At 47.5% G+C, this 24,556-nt stretch carries 17 protein-coding genes and 1 pseudogene; 7 read left to right on the top strand and 11 right to left on the bottom strand.

Features of this window, described 5'->3' with window-relative positions; genetic code table 11:
• Positions 1-177: 177 nt before the first annotated feature.
• Both AC1RVX_RS28980 and AC1RVX_RS28975 read right to left on the bottom strand, forming a co-directional pair.
• Positions 178-489 (bottom strand): BON domain-containing protein, encoded by a 312-nt coding sequence (locus tag AC1RVX_RS28980; protein ID WP_493220059.1) that lies wholly within the window; start codon positions 487-489, stop codon positions 178-180.
• 85 nt (positions 490-574) lie between these two features.
• On the bottom strand, positions 575-1,117 hold the full coding sequence (locus AC1RVX_RS28975) for a hypothetical protein (RefSeq protein ID WP_493220058.1): 543 nt from the start codon (positions 1,115-1,117) through the stop codon (positions 575-577).
• A 428-nt stretch (positions 1,118-1,545) separates the two neighbouring features.
• On the opposite strand from AC1RVX_RS28975, the gene AC1RVX_RS28970 reads away from it, so the two are divergent.
• From AC1RVX_RS28970 to cls, 6 genes are all read left to right on the top strand, one after another.
• Positions 1,546-1,728: a CsbD family protein gene (locus tag AC1RVX_RS28970; protein ID WP_493220057.1), complete on the top strand. Its 183-nt coding sequence runs from the start codon at positions 1,546-1,548 to the stop codon at positions 1,726-1,728.
• Between the two features lie 48 nt (positions 1,729-1,776).
• The gene (locus AC1RVX_RS28965) at positions 1,777-2,298 is read left to right on the top strand and encodes a hypothetical protein (protein WP_493220056.1); all 522 of its coding nucleotides are present in this window, start codon (positions 1,777-1,779) and stop codon (positions 2,296-2,298) included.
• A gap of 70 nt (positions 2,299-2,368) precedes the next feature.
• Positions 2,369-2,671, top strand: coding sequence for a sll1863 family stress response protein (locus AC1RVX_RS28960; RefSeq protein WP_493220055.1), 303 nt, complete (start codon positions 2,369-2,371; stop codon positions 2,669-2,671).
• 114 nt (positions 2,672-2,785) lie between these two features.
• Positions 2,786-2,938 carry a DUF3309 family protein gene (locus AC1RVX_RS28955; RefSeq protein ID WP_493220054.1) on the top strand — a complete coding sequence of 51 codons (153 nt, stop codon included), beginning with the start codon at positions 2,786-2,788 and terminating at the stop codon, positions 2,936-2,938.
• Between the two features lie 31 nt (positions 2,939-2,969).
• On the top strand, positions 2,970-3,302 hold the full coding sequence (locus AC1RVX_RS28950; protein ID WP_493220053.1) for a hypothetical protein: 333 nt from the start codon (positions 2,970-2,972) through the stop codon (positions 3,300-3,302).
• A gap of 225 nt (positions 3,303-3,527) precedes the next feature.
• The gene (gene cls, locus AC1RVX_RS28945) at positions 3,528-4,925 is read left to right on the top strand and encodes a cardiolipin synthase (protein ID WP_493220052.1); all 1,398 of its coding nucleotides are present in this window, start codon (positions 3,528-3,530) and stop codon (positions 4,923-4,925) included.
• A gap of 42 nt (positions 4,926-4,967) precedes the next feature.
• Here the strand turns inward: cls and AC1RVX_RS28940 are convergent, their stop codons facing one another.
• From AC1RVX_RS28940 to AC1RVX_RS28925, 4 genes are all read right to left on the bottom strand, one after another.
• Entirely contained in the window at positions 4,968-5,153 is a 186-nt protein-coding gene (locus AC1RVX_RS28940; protein ID WP_493220051.1) for a hypothetical protein, read from the bottom strand.
• 81 nt (positions 5,154-5,234) lie between these two features.
• Positions 5,235-5,750, bottom strand: coding sequence for a BON domain-containing protein (locus tag AC1RVX_RS28935; protein WP_493220109.1), 516 nt, complete (start codon positions 5,748-5,750; stop codon positions 5,235-5,237).
• 101 nt (positions 5,751-5,851) lie between these two features.
• Positions 5,852-6,760 carry an OmpA family protein gene (locus tag AC1RVX_RS28930; RefSeq protein ID WP_493220050.1) on the bottom strand — a complete coding sequence of 303 codons (909 nt, stop codon included), beginning with the start codon at positions 6,758-6,760 and terminating at the stop codon, positions 5,852-5,854.
• Between the two features lie 72 nt (positions 6,761-6,832).
• Positions 6,833-7,168 carry a DUF4398 domain-containing protein gene (locus tag AC1RVX_RS28925; RefSeq protein WP_493220049.1) on the bottom strand — a complete coding sequence of 112 codons (336 nt, stop codon included), beginning with the start codon at positions 7,166-7,168 and terminating at the stop codon, positions 6,833-6,835.
• Between the two features lie 393 nt (positions 7,169-7,561).
• On the opposite strand from AC1RVX_RS28925, the gene AC1RVX_RS28920 reads away from it, so the two are divergent.
• Positions 7,562-16,321, top strand: coding sequence for a GH36-type glycosyl hydrolase domain-containing protein (locus AC1RVX_RS28920; protein WP_493220048.1), 8,760 nt, complete (start codon positions 7,562-7,564; stop codon positions 16,319-16,321).
• 137 nt (positions 16,322-16,458) lie between these two features.
• Here AC1RVX_RS28920 and AC1RVX_RS28915 read toward each other — a convergent pair whose 3' ends face one another.
• The 5 genes and pseudogenes from AC1RVX_RS28915 to AC1RVX_RS28895 form a co-directional block, all read right to left on the bottom strand.
• Positions 16,459-17,262 (bottom strand): beta/gamma crystallin-related protein, encoded by an 804-nt coding sequence (locus tag AC1RVX_RS28915; RefSeq protein ID WP_493220047.1) that lies wholly within the window; start codon positions 17,260-17,262, stop codon positions 16,459-16,461.
• 343 nt (positions 17,263-17,605) lie between these two features.
• Positions 17,606-20,377, bottom strand: a complete 2,772-nt coding sequence (locus AC1RVX_RS28910; protein WP_493220108.1) for an ATP-binding protein — start codon at positions 20,375-20,377, stop codon at positions 17,606-17,608.
• A 111-nt stretch (positions 20,378-20,488) separates the two neighbouring features.
• Positions 20,489-21,622 (bottom strand): annotated as a pseudogene (locus AC1RVX_RS28905) (ligand-binding sensor domain-containing protein); the annotation flags it as partial.
• A gap of 462 nt (positions 21,623-22,084) precedes the next feature.
• Positions 22,085-22,591: a hypothetical protein gene (locus AC1RVX_RS28900; RefSeq protein WP_493220046.1), complete on the bottom strand. Its 507-nt coding sequence runs from the start codon at positions 22,589-22,591 to the stop codon at positions 22,085-22,087.
• Positions 22,592-22,702: 111 nt separating this feature from the next.
• A partial coding sequence (locus tag AC1RVX_RS28895) for a beta strand repeat-containing protein (RefSeq protein ID WP_493220045.1) occupies positions 22,703-24,556 on the bottom strand: 1,854 nt, incomplete at its 5' end.

Genomic DNA, 24,556 nt, shown 5'->3' with positions numbered 1-24,556 from the left:
CTCCTTTTCTTGTCTATATGAAACAGGAGTAAATGATGCAGACCAGCTCAGATTTAGCTCTGTCAATGATCCGAAGCCATGAAGTAACAAAAAAAAAGCAGCCTTATGGCTGCTTGCTTCCGCTTCAAGCAAATCCCGCTATTCCTTATGCATGAATAACGGGATACTACTCACAGCTTATTTCAGGCGCATATCGTTCTTGACGGAACGAACACCTTTGACATTACGGGCAATGCTGACCGCCTTATCAATGTTGGCATTAGAACTAACAAAGCCGCTGAGTTGCACTATACCTTTGAAAGTTTCGACATTGATCTCCATTGATTTCAGGGTAGGTTCGTTAAATATTTCAGCTTTAACTTTGGTGGTGATGACAGAGTCATCGACATATTCTCCCGTACCTTCATGAGTAGGAGTGGCTGCACAGCCAGCGATAGCCAGCAAAGATGCAGAGAATATTAATGTAATGATGCGTTGAGCGATTTTCATTTTGTGCTTTCAGGATGAATAAAGTGAATTAAAAAAATAACAAAGAATGAAGGGCAAGTAATCAGTACCTGTCCTTCAGGTCAATTTACTTACCAAATTTTGTTTTTGCTTCCATAACGCAATTGTCTTTCACTGCGCCTGCCAAGGCATCACATTTTTCAATAGCAACTTTGTATTCAGCATTGCGCTTATCATCATTGGCATCAACACGTGCATCAATGACTTTCTTATCTGCCTTGGCATTTGCTACCGCGGCAATCTTGTTTGATTTGGCTTGTTTGACACAGACATCTTTGTCATTACCCGTCATACTGCCGCACTTGGTTTTCTCTACATCATAGTCGGCATCAGCGTTGTCTTTAGTGGCGCTGGTGCGTGCGGCCAGAGAGTTCTTATATTCTGCTTTGGCATTCGATTCTGTATGTATGCGCACTGACTTTGCTTCCGCAATACACACATCTTTAGGATTACCGGTAATAGTGTCGCACTTGGCTCTGGCGAGTTTGTACTCAGTGGCGGCAGCATCTTTCGCTGCTGTATAAGTAGCAGATTTTTCAGACGTAGCAGACCAGGCGGCACTGGAGAAAGCCGCCGAACATACCATTAACATGGCCAATTTCTTGTTCATTTTTTTCCTCTTAAGAGTAAATATCCGAAAAAAAATAACTTACCGGATAGTAGAACTCATTTCACCAATAAAAACGAAATGGATCCTGATAAAGCGTCGGAGAAGCCCGATGTCGAATTGTGCTATAGGCCATAGTTTGCTTCCGTGCGGTATCGAACATAAATATGTTTATATTTCCAAAACAGGATTGTTTTCCCGTGTCGATATTTGAGGTTTTGTACGGCAACGCACAGACCAGAAAAAAGAAAAACCATAACTTAGATACATGTAAAAACAGATATGGAAATGCAAGCAGATCGCCCTTATATCCATGATGGCCTCATCATTAATACGGATTGATTTTTTCCGCAGTCGCATTATTTTTTAAAAAACTGCCATTCATTTCTTTTCGAGAAGTGGCGGCACGCTATCAACCAAGGAAACATGTCATGAACAAAGATCAAATCAAGGGCATCACAAAAAATATTGCAGGTAAAGTGCAAGAAAGCACCGGAAAAATGATGGGAAATAAAGAGCAGGAAATGAAAGGGAAATTGAAACAAAGCGCTGGGAAATTTGAAAAAAATATGGGCGATGCACAAGAAACTATTAAGCATATCGTCAAAAAATGAACCAATAAACTGAATAAGCTTACCAAATCTCTCAACGGAGAAGCGATCATGGCCACAACAATTGAAAATCTGCAGCCGATCAATGACAAGCCAAAAAATTTGACTGAGCCATCAATGCTGCTGAAACGCCCTTCTACCAGGCGTGGTGATATCCAAACAAGCATCAGCATGGTCGATGATCAGTACAAACAACCGGGTACCAAGTATCGGGAAATTGAACTGTTATCGAATATGATAAGCGGTAGCTGTATTGGCATGGCCGTAGGCGGCACTCTGGGTGTAATCAATGCCACGCTGGCTGTATTGATATCCCCTTTCTTTTTCCCTGGAATAGATTTACTCATCACTCAACCTCTGGAGGCGGCACTCATAGGTGCGGCACTTGGTATAGCTTGCGGTGGTCTGGCGGGCACATTGTTGGGTTGGTGTATTTCCGGTACCAGAATCCAAAAATTTGAGCAGGACCTCAAGTCAAATCAAGAGCATGAGCAACCGTCAGCCAACTATCTCAATGATGAACTTCGTGCTGCGGCGTGGAAAGAGCAGCACGGAAAATATAGCCGCATTTAACGCTTCAAGACAAATAAGACAAGCCGTTTTATTCCGACGAACCCTGACTAAAAAAAGAAAGAGAGAAGCCATGAAAGCCAAACGAGAAGCATATATAGCTAATATTAAAGCCCAGCTTGATGAGCTGAACATCAACCTCGCGGCAGTAGAAATTAAAGTTGCGAATACCAAAGAAGCTGCTTATTTGCAGTACAAGGAAGAAATGGCGAAGCTCCACACCCAATCGCAACAACTTCGTGAACAATTGGATGAGATCAAAGCCGCTAGCGAAGACACGTGGGAAGACATGATAAGCACAACAGAAAAAATAAGAGATGCCTTTATCAACTCATTCCATTTCTTTCAGGAACAATTGAAAAACAAGAAGGAATGATATCCCTATCCATTCGACGGGCAGAAAAATGCAATCGTAAGGATATCAATCAGCCGACATTGTAAGCATTACTAATTTTATTGATCGAGCTTTCTGGTCAACACGGAGTCCTTGATGAGCACCATTCTTCTTGTCGTATTAATCCTGGTCTTGATCGGCCTTTTTCCTGCCTGGCCGCATAGCAAATCCTGGGGTTATGGTCCCAGTGGCATTACCAGCCTGATAGTCGTCGTACTTATCATACTGCTGCTGACTGGCCGTTTGTAATTTGATCGAATCTTCACTTAATGGAGCTTGTATGGAAACGACGACAAAAATCAATGCTATGCGTGTACTGATTTTTATGGCACTGATCAGTACCGCAATATTAGTGAGCACAGCACACGGGGCAGAACCAAATGAGGCTGTCGCACAGCAAGGTGACCCAGTTCGCTGGTACCAGGAAGAAATGACACCTATGGCCTATTTCAAGACACTGAAAAAAGAGGCCGAAGCCGTGTATCAGGAATCTTCCATCGCGTGCAAAAAAATGGGGAAAAGCCAGGCTGGTCCGTGTCTGCGCGCTGCCAAGGAAACCTTGCAGCAAGATATGGCAGACGCATATAGCAAATCTGGTATCAAGATGCGTTGATGCCTCATAAACGGGAAGTTTACCGCTCCCTGATCGCATTTGGTCTCCTTGACATAAGTGGCAGAAAAGGAAGAAACTCGTTGTGTGAAATCATGCATGGAGACCAGATACGTTCTGGTATAAATCAAAATGTAACCAATTGAAGCAGATTCAACTGCAGAAGACCCGCTCACTCCATTCAGGTGAAGCGGATGCCTGATCTCCCTTTTACGGCAGGCGAACAGCATGGCGCATCAAATCAACTATACGCGGTTCACTGTAACCCTGACTGTGGCGCTCGCTCTGAATGCCTGTTCGACCTTACCGGAAATCAATTACCTGGACACATCGCCAGTTGATGCGACCATTAGTGGTAAAACATCCCCCACTATTAAAAATGCAACAGGAGTATTAAGCAACAGAAAAACGTCCGCCCTGATGCACCAGCGCTGGAAAAACTTCAACCTTGATCAGGCGGCACTCGCTGCAATGGAAGAGTCCGTGACCGGCAGCCCTTTAATAGCTGGCAACCAGGTTACATTATTGTTCGACGGACCGCAAACCATGGCCGCGATGATGGACGCCATTAAAAAGGCAAAAAACCATATTCATCTGGAAACCTATATTTTTGATCAGGATGAATTGGGAACAGCATTTTCCGACCTGCTCATTGCGCAGAAAAAAGCCGGCGTACAGGTCAGTATCATCTATGACAGCGTAGGCACGATAGGTACACCGCAAGCCTTCTTTGACAAAATGCAGGCTGCCGGCATACAAATGCTGGCCTTCAACCCAGTCAATCCAGGAAAATTGCGTGGCACCTGGGAACCTAACCGGCGTGATCACAGAAAAGTTCTGATCGTTGATGGTGAAGTTGCCTTCACAGGCGGTGTCAATATCAGTGCCAGCTATGCCAATAGCTCACTGTTCCGATCAAAAAACAAAAATCAGGCCACGGTAGGATGGCGTGATACCCATATCAAGATAGAAGGCCCTGCGGTAGCGGCATTGCAATGGGTGTTTCTGGATACGTGGACAAATGCCAGTGACACAGCCTTGCCGGATAAATCCTATTTCCCACCATTACAAAACCATGGCAACAAGATGGTAAGGGTGCTGGCCAGCGATCCTGAGAGCAATCCAGCAATTTATAAAGCCTATATGCTGGCAATACAGGAGGCCAGCACGTCAATTCACATAACTTCAGCCTACTTTGTTCCCGATGCTCAAATTCTACAGGCATTGATCGCCGCAGCAAAGCGCGGTGTTGACGTTAAAATTATTATGCCTGGCGTCACTGACAGCGGACTTGTATTCCATGCGGGACAGTCTTTTTATACTGAAATGCTGGCTGCAGGAATAAAGATTTATGAATTGCAGATTGCTGTACTGCACGCAAAAACTGCTGTGATTGATCAGATATGGTCGACAGTCGGCTCTACCAATATTGATACACGCAGTTTTTTACATAACAAGGAAATCAATGTCGTGGTCATTGATACGGAATTTGCGCTGTCCATGGAAAATGCATTCAACGAAGACCTGCGCTTATCTCGCGAGATACGTATGGAACAATGGCAACAACGGCCAATGGCAGACAAGCTAAAGGAATGGCTGGCGAGACGCCTTGAGTACTGGCTTTAACAATGGCTTACCTCCATACTACAGGCGAAATACAAGAGTAAATCAGATTTTATTGGTTGCAGGTAAAGACGGTGTAATCGAGATGGCCACTGGATCACTGGCAGGAAAACTTTCATCCAATGCTTCATCCAGGGCGTCCTCTTTCTTTTCTTTGTGTTTAGGGCTAAGGGTTGGCTGCTGGTGAGATTTTTCTTTCTCTTCAGGCGTCATCATTTTTTGATCAGTCATTTTTTATCCTTCACATGTCAATTTTCAAAAATTCAAGTCTTCTCTGACAATGGCCCGGTCACAAGCACCGGGCCGCTACATTTATTTTTTGATGGATAAATTGTTGACAACGCTGCTTACCCCTGACACTGCTTTGGCAATATCAATGGCACGCCGGGATTGTGTATCACTATCAACAAAACCACTGAGCTGAACTTCGCCTTTGCGGGTGACAACAGACACATCCATACTTTTCATCTGGGCGTCACTCAGCATTGCCGCTTTAACGCCAGCGGTAATAACGCTGTCATCAATTTTGTTGCCTACAGTCTGTGTACCTTCTTTTAGCATCAATTTGTTATCAACTTTTTTTACGCCTTCAACTGTCATCGCTACTACCATGCTGTGATCGATTTGCGCCTGATTATCTGCAAATCCGCTGAGTAGTACTTCACCTTTGCGAGTTTCTATTTTCACGTCCATACTTTTAATTGTGGGGTCGGCCATCATGGCCGTCTTGACTTTGGTAGTAATGACCGAATCATCAATTTCAGCACCTATGGTGGTCGCTGCGTTTGGTCCATTGGTATCTGCGCCTTTATTACATGCCATTAACATCAACAGCAGGCTGATAGAAATGGCGGGCAGGATATACCTGATTTGGCGAAAGTTTGTCATCATTCTTCCTTAACATTCAGAGTATTCGGATTAGTTACAAATTAGCGCGGTGTAGTCTTGCCGTTGGCATCTGACAAAACAATTTCGACGCGACGATTCAATTGGCGGTTTTGCGCACTGTCGTTGTCTACCGCCGGATAAGCTTCACCGTAACCACGTATGGCAATACGATCACGCGCAACACCCATCAATAGCAGTGCGCTGCGCACAGCACCGGCGCGTCGTTCAGACAAATCCTGGTTATGGGGTTTTGAGCCGGTGTTATCGGTGTAGCCTTCAATTAACACTGTTCTTTGCATATTACTTTGCAAAATATCGGCTAACTTCTGTGTCGTACGCATACCAGCTGGCGTCAATTTAGCCTGGTCGATACCAAACAATACGTCACCCAGAGTAATGATTATGCCGCGGTCAGTCGTCTTGGCCTGGAGATCTGCCAACTGTGCCTCCAGGGCAGCATTACGGCTTTGTATCTCATTGGCTTTGGCCTGCTCATCCATGCTGCGCTTTTGCGCATCGCTGGCTTCTGCCTGTGCTATTTGCGCCGCCAGTTTGGCTTGCTCTGCTTGCGTTTTCGCCTGATCGGCTTCATTGGTGCGTTGATCCAGGCGTATCTGATCACGTGTCTTTTCTGCAGATGCGGCACTGGCTTCTGCCATTTTTTGTTTGCTCAATTCCTGTGCCAGTCCTATCTTTTGCTTTGCCAAGTAAGCCAAGCGATCTATCTTCTCGGAGCTTTCATTGTTCTTTGCAGCCGTATTGGCATCGTCCATCGCTACAGTTGCCTGTCGCATCTCTAACGGTGCCAAAGTAATTACGTTAGGATTATTTTGTGCTGCCTGATAATCCATGCGTGTCTGTTCCAGCAAGCTGGTTGTTTTTGGCATGCTGCTACATGCAGCGAGTACAAGGGTAGTCAGCAACACTGCTGGCAAGAATATTTTTTTCATGATGGTTTCCTGAAAAATTCAATAGTGAAAAACTGAGATTAATTTCTGCGTCGCCAAACTGCTTGCTGCTTACTATTTGCTGTTATTGGCGCGATTCAGCTCTTCCTGCAAAATACGTATATCGTCCTGCAAAGCATTGGCTGTCTTTTCTGCCTTGGCAGAATTCGCCTTGCCTTGCGCCAACTTGGCATCAGCCTGTGCCTGTGCGGCAAGATCGCTTGCCAGTTTGTAGTCTTTGGCTTGCATGGCTTTATTTGCCAATGCCATCTTTTCACGCGCGGATTTCATCTCGGCTGGCGCAAATTCAGTGCCGCCTGCCACATCTGCGTTATTCACCGCTTCTTTGCCAACTGCCACCTCTGCAGTGGCTGGTGTTTTCATGCTGCTACAGCCAAGCAATGCTGTCATTACAAGTGCACCACTTATGCAGTATTTGAAATTTTTATTCATTATTTTCTCCCGTAAATATGGACATACGCATTTATGCGTTCTGGGCTTTCAGCACTGTCTTTATAAACTTGGGTCAGGTTCCGGTCTGTGCGCTGACACACATTCTGGCCAAGGGTTAGTAATGCTATGTAATGTACGGTAGCGCACGTACAAAAATAGTCGTCAGTTGTAGCATGTAGATAACACCTATGCACAGCAAGAGCACCTTCCTTCCGCTCACTTACCCAAAGCTGACTGCAATATCAAACAAGCAGGAAGATCAGGTATATCGCACAAAAGACGTACATCGTCTGAATAACTGAAGCTTCTGCAAAACAGAAAGAAGTGTGCGATTTGAAATCAGCAAAAACAATGCTTTCGGGTAGCCTGCGCTACTTGAGAAATAGCTGGAAAAATGGTCAGTTACGCCTGAATTCCTACATCGCTTCGGGCGCGGCAGAACTGCCATTGCGGGCAGATCTGTACAGCGCCCTGCAAATGGAACAGCATGGACGCATACTTGCCAATAGTCACAAGCTGAGCTCAGTGTTCGGGCAAGATCAGTTGCTATCGCGACTGGCAGACAATCAGTTCATTATCATGAACACCTGCAGCCTGTTGACAGAAGCCATCAAAGACGGCCAACAGGTCACACCCGCAGCCGCATGGCTGCTCGATAATTTTTACCTGATTGAAGAGCAGATACGTACGGCAAAACGCCATCTTCCCAAAAATTACAGCAAGGAACTACCGCGTTTACTGCGCGGCAGTTCCGCCGGCAGACCACGGGTATATGATATTGCTCTGGAGACCATTTCACATGGTGATGGCCGGGTTGATCCGGAAAACCTGAGTCGCTTCATCAACGCCTACCAACTGGTTTCTGTCCTGAAGCTGGGTGAGTTATGGGCCATTCCCATCATGTTGCGCCTGGCATTGATAGAAAATCTGCGGCGCGTAGCCACCCGCCTTGCCAATACCCACAAAAACCGGGATCTGGCTGCCTCGTGGGCAGACCGGATGACTGAAACTGCCGACAATGATCCCAGCAATCTGATATTGCTGGTAGCTGACATGTCACGTTCACATCCACCGTTGGAAAGCTCATTTATTGCGGAGATAGTGAGGCGTCTGCAAGGCCAGGGGCCTGCTTTGGCACTGCCTTTGAATTGGTTGTCACAGCGTTTGGCAGAAACTGGTCAGACAATAGAACAGTTGGTTCATCTGGAATCGCAACAACAAGCTGCCGACCAGATATCCATCAGCAATAGCATAGGCAGCCTGCGCTTCCTTACCGCCATGGATTGGCGTGAATTTGTAGAAAATATGAGTGTCGTTGACCGCTGCCTGCATGACGACCCCGCGGGTGTCTATGGCAAGATGGATTTTGCCACCCGTGATCTGTACCGGCACGCTGTCGAAAAAATAGCTAAGCGCAGTACCATGTCCGAATCAGATATCGCTCACAACGCCATACGTTATGCGCATGAATGCGCGGTAAAAAATGGGAATACTGACCGGACCGCCCATGTGGGATATTTTTTGATCGGAAAAGGCGTAGCCGAGCTGGAACGTTCAGCTAACGTTCATCTGCCTTTATCAGAGTTGATTCAACATGCAGGGCGAGAATCAGCATTCAGTATTTACATAGGCAGTATCACCATTGTGAGTTTGCTGACCACCAGCTTGCTATTTGGTTTGGCCAGGCAGTATGCTGCCAATGTCTACATTTTGATAGTGTTTACCCTGGTCAGCCTGCTGGCCAGTAGCCAGTTTGCCTTGAGCATGGTGAACTGGATAGTGACGCTGATTGCATTACCTCGCCCTTTGCCCCGGATGGATTTCTCAAAAGGCATTCCAGTAGAATCAAGTACTTTGGTGGTAGTTCCATCGTTGCTTATTGATATTCAGGATATTGATCATTTATGTGATGCCATGGAAATACGTTTTTTGGCAAACAGTGATGCCAATCTGCGTTTTTGTTTGCTTACCGATTTTACCGACGCCAGTCAGGAGCACATGCCTGACGACGATAGTTTACTGGCCCGTATAACTCAAAACACTGCTGAGTTGAACAGAAAATATCCTCGCCCGAATGGCGATCATTTTCTGGCAATGCATAGGCCCAGGGTATGGAATGCGCAAGAAAAAACGTGGATGGCATACGAAAGAAAGCGTGGCAAACTAAGTGCCTTGAATGGCTATCTGCGCGGCGGCGGAGATAAGGATTTCACATGCATCACAGGCAACGCCAATGGCCTGGAGAAAATGAAATATGTCATCACCCTCGACACTGATACTGAACTGCCCCGCGATACCGCACGCAAGTTCGCGGCTGCCATGGCGCATCCACTTAACCGTGCCAACTATGATGAGGAAAAACAAAGGGTTATTGAAGGCTACGGAATTTTGCAACCACGAGTCGCAGTCAGCCTGCCTGAAAAAGATGCCTCTTTCTACGAATTACTGTGTAGCGGTGAAGCCGGCATAGATCCATATACCCGCAGTGTTTCTGATGTCTATCAAGATGTATTTGGTGAAGGTTCATTCATAGGAAAGGGTATTTACGACATCGATATCTTTGAACAGGCACTTAAAGATCGCATGCCTGAAAACCGCATTCTTAGTCATGACTTGCTGGAAGGCTGTTATGCACGCGCTGGCTTGCTAAGCGATGTGCAACTGTATGAAGAATACCCGTCCTCCTACCTGGCAGATATCAGGCGCCGGCATCGCTGGATACGCGGTGACTGGCAGATTGCCTCGTGGTTACTGCCCAAAGTACCCGGTGCTGGCAAAGACCTGACGGGAGGAAAGAATAACCGCCGCCCCAATTCGCTGTCTTTGCTTTCGCGCTGGAAATTGCTGGACAATCTGAGACGCAGCCTGGTACCGATTGCTCTCACCATATTTTTGATACTAGGGTGGAGTGGATTAAGCCAGGCATGGCTTTGGAATATTGCCATCATCGGTTTCCTGTTCTTGCCTTCATTCAGTGCATTTCTGTTGAGTTTATTTCAGCAACCTGAAGATGTATTTTTCCGCCAGCATCTGTTATCGCTGCTGCGTTCTACTACCCAACACTTCATCCATGCCTCGTTGAGCCTCATCTTTTTGCCTTTTGAAGCCTGGAGTAACGCAGATGCGATTATCCGCACACAATGGCGGGTAGTGGTCAGTCATCGTCGTTTGCTGGAATGGACTCCTTCAGTAGTCAGCAATCACCAGAACGGAAACGGTGCATGGAACTGTATGCGCCGCATGTGGGTGGCACCGGTATTGTCCCTGCTGATGTTCGGTGGGCTGATACTGGAAAAAAGTACAGCATTGTCAGCTGCATTGCCTATCTTGTTACTTTGGGCAGGGTCGCCCATTCTGGCCTATCGTATCAGCCTGGCTCAGATCAGACGTGATACCCGGTTATCAGTTTCTCAAACAAACTTCCTGCATGCCTTGTCACGCAAAACCTGGCTCTTTTTTGAAACACACGTCGATGCCGAAGATAACTGGCTACCGCCTGACAACGTACAATTTCAACCCGTCGCAGTCACCGCACACCGCACGTCGCCCACCAATATAGGATTGTCATTGCTGGCCAATTTGGTCGCGTACGACTTCGCTTACATTCCTGCCGGGCAGCTTTTATCGCGTACACAAAACACCTTTGGCAGCCTGGCTAAGCTGGAGCGTTTTCAAGGCCATTTTTATAACTGGTATGACACCAAAACCTTGACCCCTCTTCTGCCACTTTATATATCTACTGTAGATAGCGGTAATCTTGCAGGCCATTTGTTAACACTGCGCCCTGGTCTGCGAGAGCTGATTGATGACCCCATCTGCCATCCGAAACTGTTTTGCGGCTTGAAAGATACTTTCCATATTTTAAGCCAACAACTCAATCATGAATTGCCTGACCAGTTGAGCAGTTTTGCAGCAGATCTTCACACCCTTTGCCTGACCTCTGCCCATTCTTTGACCGTCATTCATGATTGCCTGCAAAGATTGACGCATCATGCTGACTGCTATCTTAGTCACCTGAACTTGGTCAGCGACACACCCACTTACACCTGGGCATCTGCATTGAGCAGACAATGCCATGCGCAACTGGATGAAATCGTCTACCTCGCACCCTGGGTCAGCTTGCCTGATCCGGCAAAATGGATGCAGGCGTATCCTGACCTGGATATCATTCCCAGCTTGCAGACCCTGACGGCACTGGTCAACACTTTGTCGCCTCTGGAAGAGGACTGCCTTGCAGTCGATCAGCGTAGCAATATGGAGCGCTCACACAAAAGCCTGGCTTTACTGGTCAGCGAAGCCAGTCAGCGCGCCACCATGCGTATCTTGCAAATTCAGCAATTGATATTACAAGCTGGTGAATTTGCAAGAATGGAATATGAATTCCTGTACGACGCGCCAACGCATTTGCTCACCATAGGTTACAACGTGCATGAACGCAGACGTGATGCTGGTTGCTACGATTTGCTGGCTTCAGAAGCCAGGCTGGCAACTTTCGTCGCCATTGCGCAAGGACAAATTCCACAGGAAAGCTGGTTTGCATTGGGAAGACAATTAACCATCGCCGGCGGCGAGCCTATTCTGTTGTCGTGGAGCGGCTCAATGTTTGAATACCTGATGCCACTGCTGGTCATGCCTAATTTCCAGAATACACTGCTGGAGCAAACCTACCGCTCTGTTGTCCAGCGACAGGTGGAATATGGACAGCAGCGCAATGTTCCTTGGGGTATTTCCGAATCGGGCTACAACACTTTTGATGCGCATCTAAATTATCAATATCGCGCCTTCGGTGTACCGGGGTTAGGTTTCAAGCGCGGGCTTGGTGATGATCTGGTGATTGCACCTTATGCATCGATGATGGCACTGATGGTCGTGCCGGAACAGGCATGCAGCAATCTGGAACAATTATCTGCTCAAGGATTTGAAGGTAAATTTGGCTTTTTTGAAGCAATAGACTACACCCCTTCACGCCAGCCACGCGGCCAGACATATACGGTCATCCGTTCTTTCATGGCCCATCATCAGGGCATGGGATTATTATCACTGGCTTACTTGCTGCTGGACCGGCCACTACAAAGGCGTTTTGAATCAGATCCTTTTTTCCAGGCAACCATGTCTCTGTTGCATGAAAGAGTGCCGAAAGCCAGTGCCACCTATTCCAATACCACCGAGCTAGCTGACATCCGCACTGGTCATGCGGGTCAGGAAATGCCTCTACGGATACTGCATCACGTCAACACAAGAACGCCTGAAGTGCAACTCTTGTCGAATGGTCGCTATCACGTCATGATCAGCAACACAGGTGGCAGTTACAGCCGCTGGAATGATCTTGCCGTTACCCGCTGGGCAGAAGACAGTACCCGTGATCACTGGGGTACGTTCTGTTATGTCAGGGATGTGGAAAGCGGGCGCTACTGGTCAACAGCATTCCAGCCATGCCTGGTTGCATCACCCAATTATGAAGTGATCTTTTCAGAAGGACGGGCAGAATTCCGTCGCAGTGACAACAATCTCGACATGCACACTGAAATTGTGGTGTCACCGGAAGATGATATCGAATTGCGCCGCACCCGCATCATCAATCGTTCGCGCAGCCGTCGGACCATAGACTTCACTACCTACGCTGAAGTAGTGCTGGCACCCGCAGCGGCAGATGCCATGCACCCAGCCTTTAGCAAACTATTTGTAGAAACTGAAATCCTCCCTGCTCAACATGCCATTTTATGTACCCGACGGCCACGTTCGATAGATGAGAAAATACCCAGCATGTTCCATCTGATAGCGCTGCATGGAGCAAGCATGGACAGACTATCGTATGAAACGGACAGAGCAAAATTCATAGGCCGTGGTAACACTCTGGAAAAACCCGATGCAATGGGTGTCGGCAGGCTATCTGGTAGCCAGGGTTCGGTTCTGGACCCCATAGTTGCCATACGCTGCCAGGTCACGTTGGAGGCCGAACAGATTATTACCATTGATGTGGTCACAGGTATTGCCGAAAATCGCGATCTCTGTCTGGCACTGATAGAAAAATATCAGGATCAGCATCTGGCTGATCGTGTGATAGAACTGTCATGGACTCACAGCCAGGTTGTGTTGCGGCAGTTGAATGCGACAGAAACTGACGCCCAGTTATACGGCAGACTGGCCAACTCCGTCATTTATGTCAATCCATTATTACGTGCGGATGCCAGCATATTGATACGCAATCATCGTGGCCAGTCAGGTTTATGGAGTTATGCCATCTCAGGTGACTTACCTATCGTACTACTGCAAATCAACCACCAGGATCACATAGAACTGGTACGGCAACTGGTGCAGGCACATGCCTATTGGCGCTCCAAGGGCCTGGCAGTTGACCTGGTGATCTGGAATGAAGACCATGCCAACTACAGGCAGGCATTGCAAGAGCAGATTATTGGTTTAATCTCTTCTGTCATCGGTACACATGCCATAGAGAGGCCAGGGGGCATCTTTGTGCGTCTGGTCGAGCAAATTTCCAATGAAGACAAAATACTGTTTCAATCTGTCGCCCGCGTCATACTCAGTGACAACCGTGGCACGCTGGCCGAACAACTGAATCGCCGTGACCTGCTGGAAGTGAAAGTACCCAAACTGATACCGACCCGCTCAGTCCCCTATGGCAATACGATAGTCAACAATGTCCTGCCGAGAGAGCAATTGCATGCTGATAACGGCCTTGGTGGCTTTTCTAAAGATGGCAGGGAATATGTCATCACCACCAGTGCAGCAAAGGTCACACCGGCCCCCTGGGTGAATGTACTGGCTAACCCACATTTTGGCAGTGTCATCTCTGAAAGCGGCCAGGCTTACACCTGGGCTGAAAACGCGCATGAGTTCCGCCTCACTCCCTGGAACAACGACCCTGTCAGTGACAGCAGTGGTGAAGTCTTTTATGTCCGCGACGAAGATACCGGAGTGATCTGGTCACCAACGGCACTGCCTTGTCGCGGCAATGGTGAATACACTACACGTCATGGCTTTGGATACAGCATTTTCACCCACGAAGAAAATAATATACAAACTGAATTGACCGTCTTTGTTGCTCTCGATTGTGCAATAAAATACAGTATCTTGCGTATGCACAATGCATCTGAAGAACAAAGAAATCTGTCAGTAACTGGATATGTCGAATGGGTCCTGGGTGACCTGCGACCGAAATCAGCCATGCACATCGTGACCGGCATTGATCCTGCCAGTGGATGCCTGGTGGCACGTAATCCCTACAACACTGAATTCCATGGCCGAACTGCTTTCTTTGATATCGACAGCAATAATCGCAGCTACACCGGTGACCGCAATGAATTCATTGGGCGTAATGGCAATCTGCAACAGCCAGCCGCGCTGGAAAGAACTCGTTTGTCGGGTAAAACTGGCGCAGGTCTCGACCCCTGCGGAGCGCTACAACTTGCCTTCGAATTAAACCCTGGCCAGGAAAAAGTCATGGTTTTCATGCTGGGCGTGACGAATGTCTCATTGGGTAACATTGCACCACTGATACTCGAACGACGCGGCATCGTGGCGGCAGAACATGCTCTTGCCAAAGTACATCAGTATTGGCGCGACACGCTGAATGCAGTGCAAGTCAACACACCAGATCAGGGCTTGAACATGCTGGCCAACGGCTGGTTGCTGTATCAAACCATCGCGTGCCGTTTATGGGCACGCAGTGGCTATTACCAGTCTGGTGGCGCATTTGGTTTCCGTGACCAGCTACAAGACAGCATGGCTCTGGTACATACACAACAAAAACTGGCAAGAGAGCAACTGCTGTTATCAGCCGCCCATCAATTCATTGAAGGCGATGTCCAGCACTGGTGGCATCCACCATCTGACCGTGGCGTGCGTACCCATTGCTCGGACGATTATCTGTGGCTGCCGCTGGCGGTGGCACGTTATGTAAGCTCCAGTGGCGATCGTGGTATTTTGAGCGAGCAGATTTCTTACATCGAAGCGCGTGCAGTCAATCAGGATGAAGATTCCTACTACGATTTACCCGCCAGGTCCGAACAATCTGCCAGCCTGTACGCGCATTGCGTAAAAGCGATACAACATGGGTTGCGCTTTGGCAATCACGGACTGCCATTGATGGGCTCATGCGACTGGAACGATGGCATGGATAAGGTAGGTCATCTCGGAAAAGGTGAAAGCGTCTGGCTGGCTTTCTTCCTGCATCAGGTATTGACACGCTTTGCCGGCATTGCACGACTGCAGCAAGATCATGACTTTGCGACAGTGTGCCTTACTCAGGCCAAGCAGCTATCAAAAAATATTGACGAGCAAGCTTGGGACGGTGATTGGTACAGGCGTGCTTATTTCGATGATGGCAGCGCCTTGGGCTCAGCCCAAAACATAGAATGCCAGATCGATTCAATTTCGCAAAGCTGGGCTGTCATGTCAGAAGCCGCTGATCCGCAGCGCGCCTTGCATGCCATGCAAGCGGTTGATCAACGATTGATACGTCGCCAGGACCAGATCATACAATTGCTGCAACCCGCCTTTGATCATTCTGGCCAAAATCCAGGCTACATCCGTGGTTACGTCCCTGGTGTGCGCGAGAATGGAGGACAGTACACCCACGCTGCCATCTGGACAGCCATGGCATTTGCCAAAATAGGGGATGCAGAACGAGCCTGGGACGCATTTCAAATCATTAATCCCATCAACCATGGGAATTCTGTGCAGGCTATCAGCCGCTACAAGGTTGAACCCTATGTCATTGCGGCCGACGTGTATGCAGCTGATCCACATATAGGTCGCGGCGGCTGGACCTGGTACACAGGCTCGGCTGGCTGGATGTACACCTTCATCATGGAATCGCTATTAGGACTCAAGCGTGAAGGCGATCATCTTTCCTTCACACCCTGTGTACCGGCGGACTGGAAAGAATTCAGTATGCGCTATCAATACATGAACAGTTTTTACCAGATCAGCATCAGGCTGCGGGAAGCAGCATATGGACAAAGCATGTTGTATATCGATGGTGTCGCCTCAGCGAATCTATCACTGACCTTGTTGGATGACGGCTTGGAACACAGGGTGGAACTGGATTATGTACGCCCCATTGCCAAAGCCGTGGTCAAAACAAACTAACCTGGAAATGCACATTTGTGCCAAATCTGAACTACCTCTTTTCCTGACACAAAAAAGCCATATGCTGGTAACAGCATATGGCCTTGCATGTTGCAGCCCATCTTGCACAATGAGCCATGATCAATAATCCGGCAATATTACTGCCTTGGTTCGCCGTTGCGATTGACCGCAATGGTTGATCCCGGAGGAGAACTCATTTGCACGCGATGTTCTACACCACGGTAGTTGTAAGTGACATCCCAGTATTCTGGCGTGGTATTGGCCGTAGTCTGACAGCGGCGCACGTCACGCTCATAGGTGTTACCACTGTTGCGTCCCACATTTGCACCCAGTGCACCACCAGCGACAGCACCGCCAGCTGTTGCCAGATCCCGCCCTGTGCCCCCACCTACCTGGTGACCAAGAATACCGCCTATTAATGCACCGGCAATGGCACCGCCAACGTTCGGTTCACTACGTTCCTGGCCAACTTGTTGGCGCTCTATCCAACAACGCTCACTTGGTGGGCCAACAACGGCATGTGCCGATGTAACGGGAGCATCATACATACTTTCATTCGGACGGCGACGATATTCATAGTTAGGCGCGTCCATGGGTGCCGCAGTTTCGTTGTCATAACGACGATTCGAATTAATGGGGCGTACAGACGAGATGCGATTATTCATGCCCATACCTGACAGCGTATCGTAGCTGCCTTTGCCCAGTACCATGCAGCGACCACCAAAATTGGCATCATCACAGACTTCCCAGCGTCCACGCGTCACAACCACAGACGAGGCCAGATCATTGAAGCCACTGTTGCGAAAATTGGACTGTTGTCCATTGACGCTGAAAGTGCGGCCACGGAAACCCTCGCCTTCATAAAAAGTGATCTGGGCGCTCGCGTGAGCAGCCAGAAGCAAGCCAGACAAGCCACATATCAATTTTATTTGCTGTTTCATATATTTCTCCAGAGTAGAAATCCAGGCGCGAAATGACGCTATGAAAGCGCTTCCCTCGCCAGGCTTAAAGTAAGCCTTTTCGACATGGAAAATTGTCCACACCCAAACGCCATAGTAATCAGAATCCACTGAAATTATATTATAGTCTGTTCGCTGACGAACATTGGCCATAGACGCCAGGCAGCTACACTGTCTATGTGTGTAATGGCTGGGGAGAAGCGGCGGGCGGTTACAGAGAATTCAAGAATAAAACCGTGTCTGACAAGGGTAAAATGCGACGCTGGTGACTACTTTGATTCGTTGCCGTTGTAGAAACGGATTCTGATAAGATACAAATGAAGCGCTAAAAGGGCTGTGCTTTTATTGGAAGACGAATGATGAAGCAACTGCCGTTTCCATATTCAGACTGCACTGAAATCTCACCGCCATGCGCTCGTATGATGCTGTAGGATGTTGAGAGCCCCAGGCCCACGCCTTCTTCTCTCGTAGTAAAAAAGGGATCAAAAATACGTTCTATATTTTCCGCTTTAATGCCTATTCCATTGTCTTCAAATTCAATCTGCAGCCAATGTGAATCAGACGAACTGCGAATCTTCAGAAGGCCAGTGACATTTTCCGTCTGAAGCTGTTTTTCTCTGACTGCGTGGTAGGCATTCAAAATCAGGTTCATGAATACCTGATTGAGTTGACCAGGTGCACAATCTATCATTGGGTTAGACTTCAGTTCGCATTGAACATCTATCGTCTCATTGATCTGGCTGTGTAACAGCTTAATTGAAGTCAACAGATTATTAACAATCAATACTGGTTTCCTCAATGTCACGTCAACACGACTAAACGTCAATAGATCTCGCACTACTTGCCGAATTTGACTGGTGCCATCCAGTACGCTCTTCACGTGCGCCTGCAAGCCGGTGAAACTATCCTCAAATTGCTTGATGACGGTTTGATCGGCATCGTTTCCAGCCATGTTTAATAGCAGCACATAAAAACGCTGCAAATCATGTTCCAAATTTTGTGCGCCTACATGGGAAAAATTAACTGCATTATTAAACTCGTGGGCAACTCCAGCGGTCAAGGTTCCCAGAGCCGTCATTTTTTCCTGAAAAATCAATTGCTGCTGCGCGTCTTTTAAGGTTTCAATCGCGAGGGCCAATTGCTGGTGGGCTTCAGCATTATCCAAAGCAACTGCGGCAAAAGAGCAGATAGTGGAAAACATCAACTTTTCACGCTCACCATAAGCATCTGCTTTAGTTGAATACAGGCAAGCAACACCCAGCATCGCATTTGATGCAAATAGTGGCACCAGACAGACCGTTTGCATGTGACCTGGCATGTGCTCAGACACAAAATTTGGTGTCGTGTCCAATAACAAATCTTGTCCATTCAAAGCAACTCTTGCGACATAGGATTCTTCTGTGGATGGGACCAGGTCCTGCTCATCGGCAATATTTTCATTCTCAAATGCCAATTTAAATTCACCTGCATTGTCTTTTCTATATATTGAAAAGCGGTTGACATCCAGCAAATCTTTTACATGTTGATGGAAGGATCGATACAAAAGTTCAACATCCAGAATGGCAGTGATTCCTCTGCCAATATCGCCAAGAAGACGCATTGTTTCATTAGTCTGGGCGAGTTGGGCGTTGGCGATACTCAGATCGGCATTCACTGCCAACAATTCGCCGTTCGCTACGCTTAATTCACTCTGTTTGATATTCAGATCAGCCGTTCGCAACAAGACCTGCATTTCAAGTTGCCGTTGGCGCCGCCGCAAGGTACTGGTTTTCTTTTGTATCAATCCAAATATCGCTACGGCAATGACAAACAAAACCAACAGCGCAAACCACCAGGTCTGATACCATGCTGGTAAAACCCGAATTGGCAAGGACAATTCCTGCTTCGCCCACTGCCCTTCGCGATTTGTCCCCTTGATATGCAAACGGTATTGACCAGGTGGTAAATTGGTATAACTAGCGATGCGGTGATTTGAATCCACTTCCACCCAGGACGTATCATAACCTTCCAACCGGTAAGCATACTTGTTACGCACGGGCGCAGAATAATCTAACGCAGAAAACTCAACGGAAATATTATTCCCTTCTGGATTTATCAAAATTTCGTTCTTAAAATTCGAGCTCAATCGTTGTGGCACCAGTCCAGATTTTCCACCTATGTCAATATGGGTTATCACAATTTGCGGGTCATAGTCCCACTGCTTCAGCAATTCCGGGCGCACGATCGTCAAGCCACCAACGCCACCAAATAATACTTCTCCGCGAGAAGTAATCACACCGGAATGCGCCCAGTAAGTTGAACTTGCCACGCCGTCGGCACGTTGCAAAGATTTGATCTTGAAATTGACAGGATCTATCAGCACGATGCCGCCATCAGTGCTACCCCATATTTTTCCTGACTTGTCTTCAATCAGTGTATCCACCAGATCACTGGGCATTCCATGTATTGATTGCAATTGGCTGAATTCCAGTTGGCTACTGGTAGTTGGCAATACACTGATATTGATACCACCTCCCAAAGTACCAACCCAAAGACGCTTGCGTGCGTCAATTAAAAGCGTAGTGATAATGTTGGACGATAAACCAACAACATTCGCCTTGTCGGCCAAAAAATGTGTATGAGTCAGCGTAGCTCTATTGAGCCGGTAAAGGCCACTACCACGGGTACCGACCCACAGAATATTTTCCGCATCAAAGGCCAGCGCTTCGACAGGTCCGTCGCTGATAACTTTCTTCGCCCTTCCCGTCGTAACGCGCAAGTCACCTGACAAGTCTATGCGCCAAAGCCCGTCCTCTGCCCCAATCCAGAGCAGATTTCCGTCCTGACTGACGGCATTAATCGGCATCACCACATCAAGTGGGGGGAAATGCAATCGCTGCATCTGCTGCCCGTGTTGGTCTGTGCTATACAAGCCCGTCTGCGAGCCAATATAGATCACTTGATTGACCGGATTGGTAAACGCAGTGATCACCGTGTCAGATGGCGCACCGCCGATTTGTCGAGCATCCGGCCGTACCCAGCTTACTGTTGCCGCATCAGGATCAATAATATGAATGCCGTTGCCCTTGAGACCAAGCCAGACCGTTCCATCATTCATTTCAAATACCGTAGTGATATTTTTATCCTTAATGTGATTGATATCTGCGGGCCCTCCATTGATTACCAGTATCGCTGATTGATTCAGATTATGGTGGCTCACCCCATCATCAGTACCGATCCAGATCGTGCCAGAACGATCTCGCAGGATAGATTCTGGGGTATTGTCGATCAGGCTGCCAGATATAGCTGCATCATGAATCAGGCGTCGCGCCTGTAAAAGCTTTGTGTCCAGCACGACAATGCCATGATTGACCGAGCCTATCCACATCTGTCCCGGTGCCACTTCCTTGATAAAGGTAACCATATCATTGAGCAATTCATCACCACGATATCCCGCTGCCTGTATCGATATGGGAATACCTACATGGGGGTCAATAATATACACACCATGATTTGCCGTTCCCACCCAGATATTCCCGTCAATGCTTTGTTCCAGGTATCTGACATTGGGGTTTTCCGCAAGCACAGCCGAAAAAGAAATATGGTTCAGATTTTTGGTTTTCCCATCGAAATAGCTTAGCCCCTCCTGTGTGCCAACCCAGAGTGTGCCATTATTGTCCTGCAATACGGAGCGAACTACATCGCTGGGTAAACTGCCCGGGTCTTTTTTATCATGCCGGAAATGTGACACCTTCCCGGCATCTGGAAAATAGTGATCAACCCCATGCGTCGTTGCTATCCATAATCCGTCTTTGCCATCATCTTTGATATCGTAAATTGTGCCATCACCAGTACCATTTTTACCGACTGGTACGCGCACAAAATTGTCGTGAACAGCATCATAACGAACGAGCCCACCGCCGTTGGTACCTGCCCACAAACGACCAGAACGGTCTATATGCAAAGACAGAATAAAACTTTCTGGCAAAGCATTCACGTCCTTCAGGTTCTGCTGGTAAATTTGAAATCGATAACCATCCCAACGTGCTAGCCCGCCTTGTGTTCCAAACCAGATGAAGCCCTGAGTATCTTCTGCTATGGCTTGCGTAACGACGCCTGGCAAACCGTTGTCAGTCGTCAGATTCTGAAATACCCTATCATTAAGTGATAACCAGCGGTGATCGCTTGCAGCAGACAACGATACGTTTGTAGCATGACTTGGTGAGGAACCTAAGCACAGCACCAGACTAAACACCGTACCAGATATGAGAGGTAATATGCCAATCAGCAGGCGTAATTTGACCAGCAAATGCTGAATTTGCGACTTCGATGTTATATCAGCGAGATCAGGAGTTAAGGTCATTTTCCCTTTATATACCAGCACAACCTGTTTTCATGTTCAAGCTTCATTGCTGCACGCACTAACAATAAATCACTTCGCTGCACAAACAATTCGTCAAAAGTTTTTGTAATGGCCATTCAAATTTTTGCAAGAAGCGCGCTCCATACAAGATCCTGAAGCTATCCAAATCTGGATGCAGTCCGTATTTGTAAGCGTGCAGCAAAAACTCTCAGCACATTCGCAGGCAAGGCCTGTCAATTCATACTATCACCAATTATGTATTAGTAGGATCAATAGCCAATATATGATTAATACCTGCTTGACCTGTCGATTGACCACAACTAACCAAACGCATGACAATCTAGAGCGCCGGATTTGAGTGATTCAGATAGTGAATAGCACACAAAGGTGCTTCATAAGAGGAGAAGTCGCCGCGTGAATACGGCATGAAGTGTCAGCAAAATGATCCCTTTTTATCGCAGATCATTCCTTGACGAGGTAACCACGTATTGTCCATTGCATGTTCAGGTTCCCGCCATTTTGGGGTACATACGCCCCCCAAAACATGCCATAGCCTCCGGGTATACGTATGCCTGCAGACAACAACTGGGTTTTATCAACGTAATCTGTGTTTGCCTCAAGGGGAATACGCAACAAATGGACAATACCTGAGCTTGGTAGTCCAGGAGGGCTCAGATATAGTGTAGCAATGCTCTTCAGTGCTAATGGACCATGCGCAGTTGCGACTTCCAGTATCACCAGTGAATAACCTGCTGGGACAGAATAAGTGCTGGAAAACACAGGTGGCAACACCCCTCCCTTCCACACTCCCCACTGTGGTACGCCTCCGCCATAAAAAGACTGATTACCGGTGATGGCAATCATACGATCTACAGGAACACCCAAATGGGTGATCTCTTGTGCCTGTACTTGTACACCAAAAAAAAGAAAAGAGACAGCTGCCAGCAAGCATTTAAACATTGGGACCATAGATAATTCCTGGTAGGGATGATGCAGATGACATTGATCGTCTGAGGTAAATGATCAGCAGATCCAGTCACGGATCTGCTAACTTGCAGTCTCAATATTCAAACAAAAAAATTAAGCAACAAAGTCACTCACCAGGATGGTGCTTGCTCCCACGAGTTTCACAATAAAGTCAGTCGAATCCACCGTGCCATTTACGGTACCAATGTTCTGGAAGGCATAGATACCGGCAGCAGTACCTGCACTGACCGTAATCAGGTAAGCCTGGGTATTGGCTGCTAATGTCGCACCAGCGGCATTTGCTGCCGTAGCGATAGCAGCTGCAAATGACGCCGTATCTGCGGTAGCGATGTTCAATGCATTCAATGTTGTTGCATTAGTCCCTGTCTTGAACACGTCAGCACCAGCAACTTTGAAGTTAACCACCGTATCGATGGCAGAGATCACAGAACCTAACGCAATATTGTCAATGCCAAGCGCTGTCGTGGACAGGTTGATAGTATCGGCACCAGAGCCACCAGTGATTGTAGTATTACCAGCTCCTGTGCCTGTCAAATAAAGAATTTGACCACCAGAACCCAGGGTAACATTATTGAGATCAGCATTACCAGTATCTTTAGTCACCGATAAAGTGGCACCTATGCCATCTTCATTTTTGATTGTCCAGGCCGCGGTCGTACTTGCCGTAATGAGGATATTTTCTACACCAACAACTTTGGCGCTCAGATCAATAGAACCACCTGCCAATATGGCAAGGTTCAATGTATCAGAACCCTGACCACCATTGATGCCGTTGTTGGCAGCAGCAGCAACAGTAAAAGTAGACATGTAAAACACATCATTTCCTGTACCGCCGGTCACAGATACAAGAGTGTTACTGGCCGTACTAAAAAAATTGGCACCATTCGCTAAAACATAGTTTTCAATATTGCTATTTCCAACTATATTACCTGCCGTAGTATAGGTAATTGTTTCTGTTCCAGCTGCAAATACTGTTCCGGTAAAAGAATTATATTGCGCGGCCGTCATGGAGACAGATGCATTCGAGTTAACATACAAATTTTCAAAGCCACTAACATTAGCGGCAGCAATGTTCGCACCAAACCCCAAGCTCAACCAATCTGCTACGCCCGATCCAGAAATGAAAGTACCAGTGTATGTTTTACCTTCTAAAATCAGGGTATTTACACCAGTGCCCAGATTGATATTACCCGCCAACAAACTGGAACCTGAATTCGTAAGATCAACATAGTCATTACCGGTGCCGCCAATAACGGTCGTAATCCCGGAAGTGGCATTCGAAAAACCGATATTGTTTATCCCTCCCGTCAAATTTAAAGTCTTGATATTCGAGATCGTACCGCCACTTGCACCGTCATTAAGTAGTGCCGCACTAATACCCCCATTAAGCGTCAATGTATCCGAATCGCCAGCATTGCCATTAACAGTAGTCCCAGTCAGCGTAGCAGCCGTCCCGGTAAAGTTCTCATTAATCCCGGCCACCCCGTTAAACACCCCACCCGCCGTCAACACTGTCGGATTCAATGCAATACCCCCACCATTGACTGGGTTGGTACCCACAATCCCTGCCGTGGCAACCGCCCCACCCGACGTGGTGATCGCATTCGTGGTCGTCATGTTGTTGACGCCACCACCATTCGCATTCGACGCCGACGTCACATCAAACACCAGATTGCCCCCCGTAATCGAGATCAGCGACAGATCAATATTGTTGATACCGCCCACATCATCAATAATCGTCAACTGATGTGATGCATTGCCAGAGAACGTCAATACAGGACCAGTCAGGCTCAATGCAGCACGTGCCGCCACCAGGGCATTGTATTCAGACGCCGTCATCACCAATGCTGAATTGGCTGAGATCGCTTCAATACCAGATAGTTGTGCACCAGCCAGGTTGATCGCACCGTAAGTCACCAGTGTATCGTTACCTGCACCCAGGTTGAT

The sequence above is a fragment of the Undibacterium sp. GW821-FHT11B02 genome (assembly GCF_058808955.1).
This window is presented reverse-complemented; position numbering and strand designations above follow the sequence as displayed.

What these genes read in the sequence shown, in the direction of transcription:
- cls (WP_493220052.1), top strand. Translation starts at nt 3,528, where the DNA reads ATGGCGCATCAAATCAACTATACGCGGTTCACTGTAACCCTGACTGTG.
- AC1RVX_RS28980 (WP_493220059.1), bottom strand. Translation starts at nt 489, where the DNA reads ATGAAAATCGCTCAACGCATCATTACATTAATATTCTCTGCATCTTTG.
- AC1RVX_RS28965 (WP_493220056.1), top strand. Translation starts at nt 1,777, where the DNA reads ATGGCCACAACAATTGAAAATCTGCAGCCGATCAATGACAAGCCAAAA.
- AC1RVX_RS28930 (WP_493220050.1), bottom strand. Translation starts at nt 6,760, where the DNA reads ATGAAAAAAATATTCTTGCCAGCAGTGTTGCTGACTACCCTTGTACTC.
- AC1RVX_RS28920 (WP_493220048.1), top strand. Translation starts at nt 7,562, where the DNA reads ATGCTTTCGGGTAGCCTGCGCTACTTGAGAAATAGCTGGAAAAATGGT.
- AC1RVX_RS28900 (WP_493220046.1), bottom strand. Translation starts at nt 22,591, where the DNA reads ATGGTCCCAATGTTTAAATGCTTGCTGGCAGCTGTCTCTTTTCTTTTT.
- AC1RVX_RS28970 (WP_493220057.1), top strand. Translation starts at nt 1,546, where the DNA reads ATGAACAAAGATCAAATCAAGGGCATCACAAAAAATATTGCAGGTAAA.
- AC1RVX_RS28975 (WP_493220058.1), bottom strand. Translation starts at nt 1,117, where the DNA reads ATGAACAAGAAATTGGCCATGTTAATGGTATGTTCGGCGGCTTTCTCC.
- AC1RVX_RS28960 (WP_493220055.1), top strand. Translation starts at nt 2,369, where the DNA reads ATGAAAGCCAAACGAGAAGCATATATAGCTAATATTAAAGCCCAGCTT.
- AC1RVX_RS28935 (WP_493220109.1), bottom strand. Translation starts at nt 5,750, where the DNA reads ATGTTAATGGCATGTAATAAAGGCGCAGATACCAATGGACCAAACGCA.
- AC1RVX_RS28925 (WP_493220049.1), bottom strand. Translation starts at nt 7,168, where the DNA reads ATGACAGCATTGCTTGGCTGTAGCAGCATGAAAACACCAGCCACTGCA.
- AC1RVX_RS28910 (WP_493220108.1), bottom strand. Translation starts at nt 20,377, where the DNA reads ATGAATGATGGAACGGTCTGGCTTGGTCTCAAGGGCAACGGCATTCAT.
- AC1RVX_RS28915 (WP_493220047.1), bottom strand. Translation starts at nt 17,262, where the DNA reads ATGAAACAGCAAATAAAATTGATATGTGGCTTGTCTGGCTTGCTTCTG.
- AC1RVX_RS28940 (WP_493220051.1), bottom strand. Translation starts at nt 5,153, where the DNA reads ATGACTGATCAAAAAATGATGACGCCTGAAGAGAAAGAAAAATCTCAC.
- AC1RVX_RS28955 (WP_493220054.1), top strand. Translation starts at nt 2,786, where the DNA reads ATGAGCACCATTCTTCTTGTCGTATTAATCCTGGTCTTGATCGGCCTT.
- AC1RVX_RS28950 (WP_493220053.1), top strand. Translation starts at nt 2,970, where the DNA reads ATGGAAACGACGACAAAAATCAATGCTATGCGTGTACTGATTTTTATG.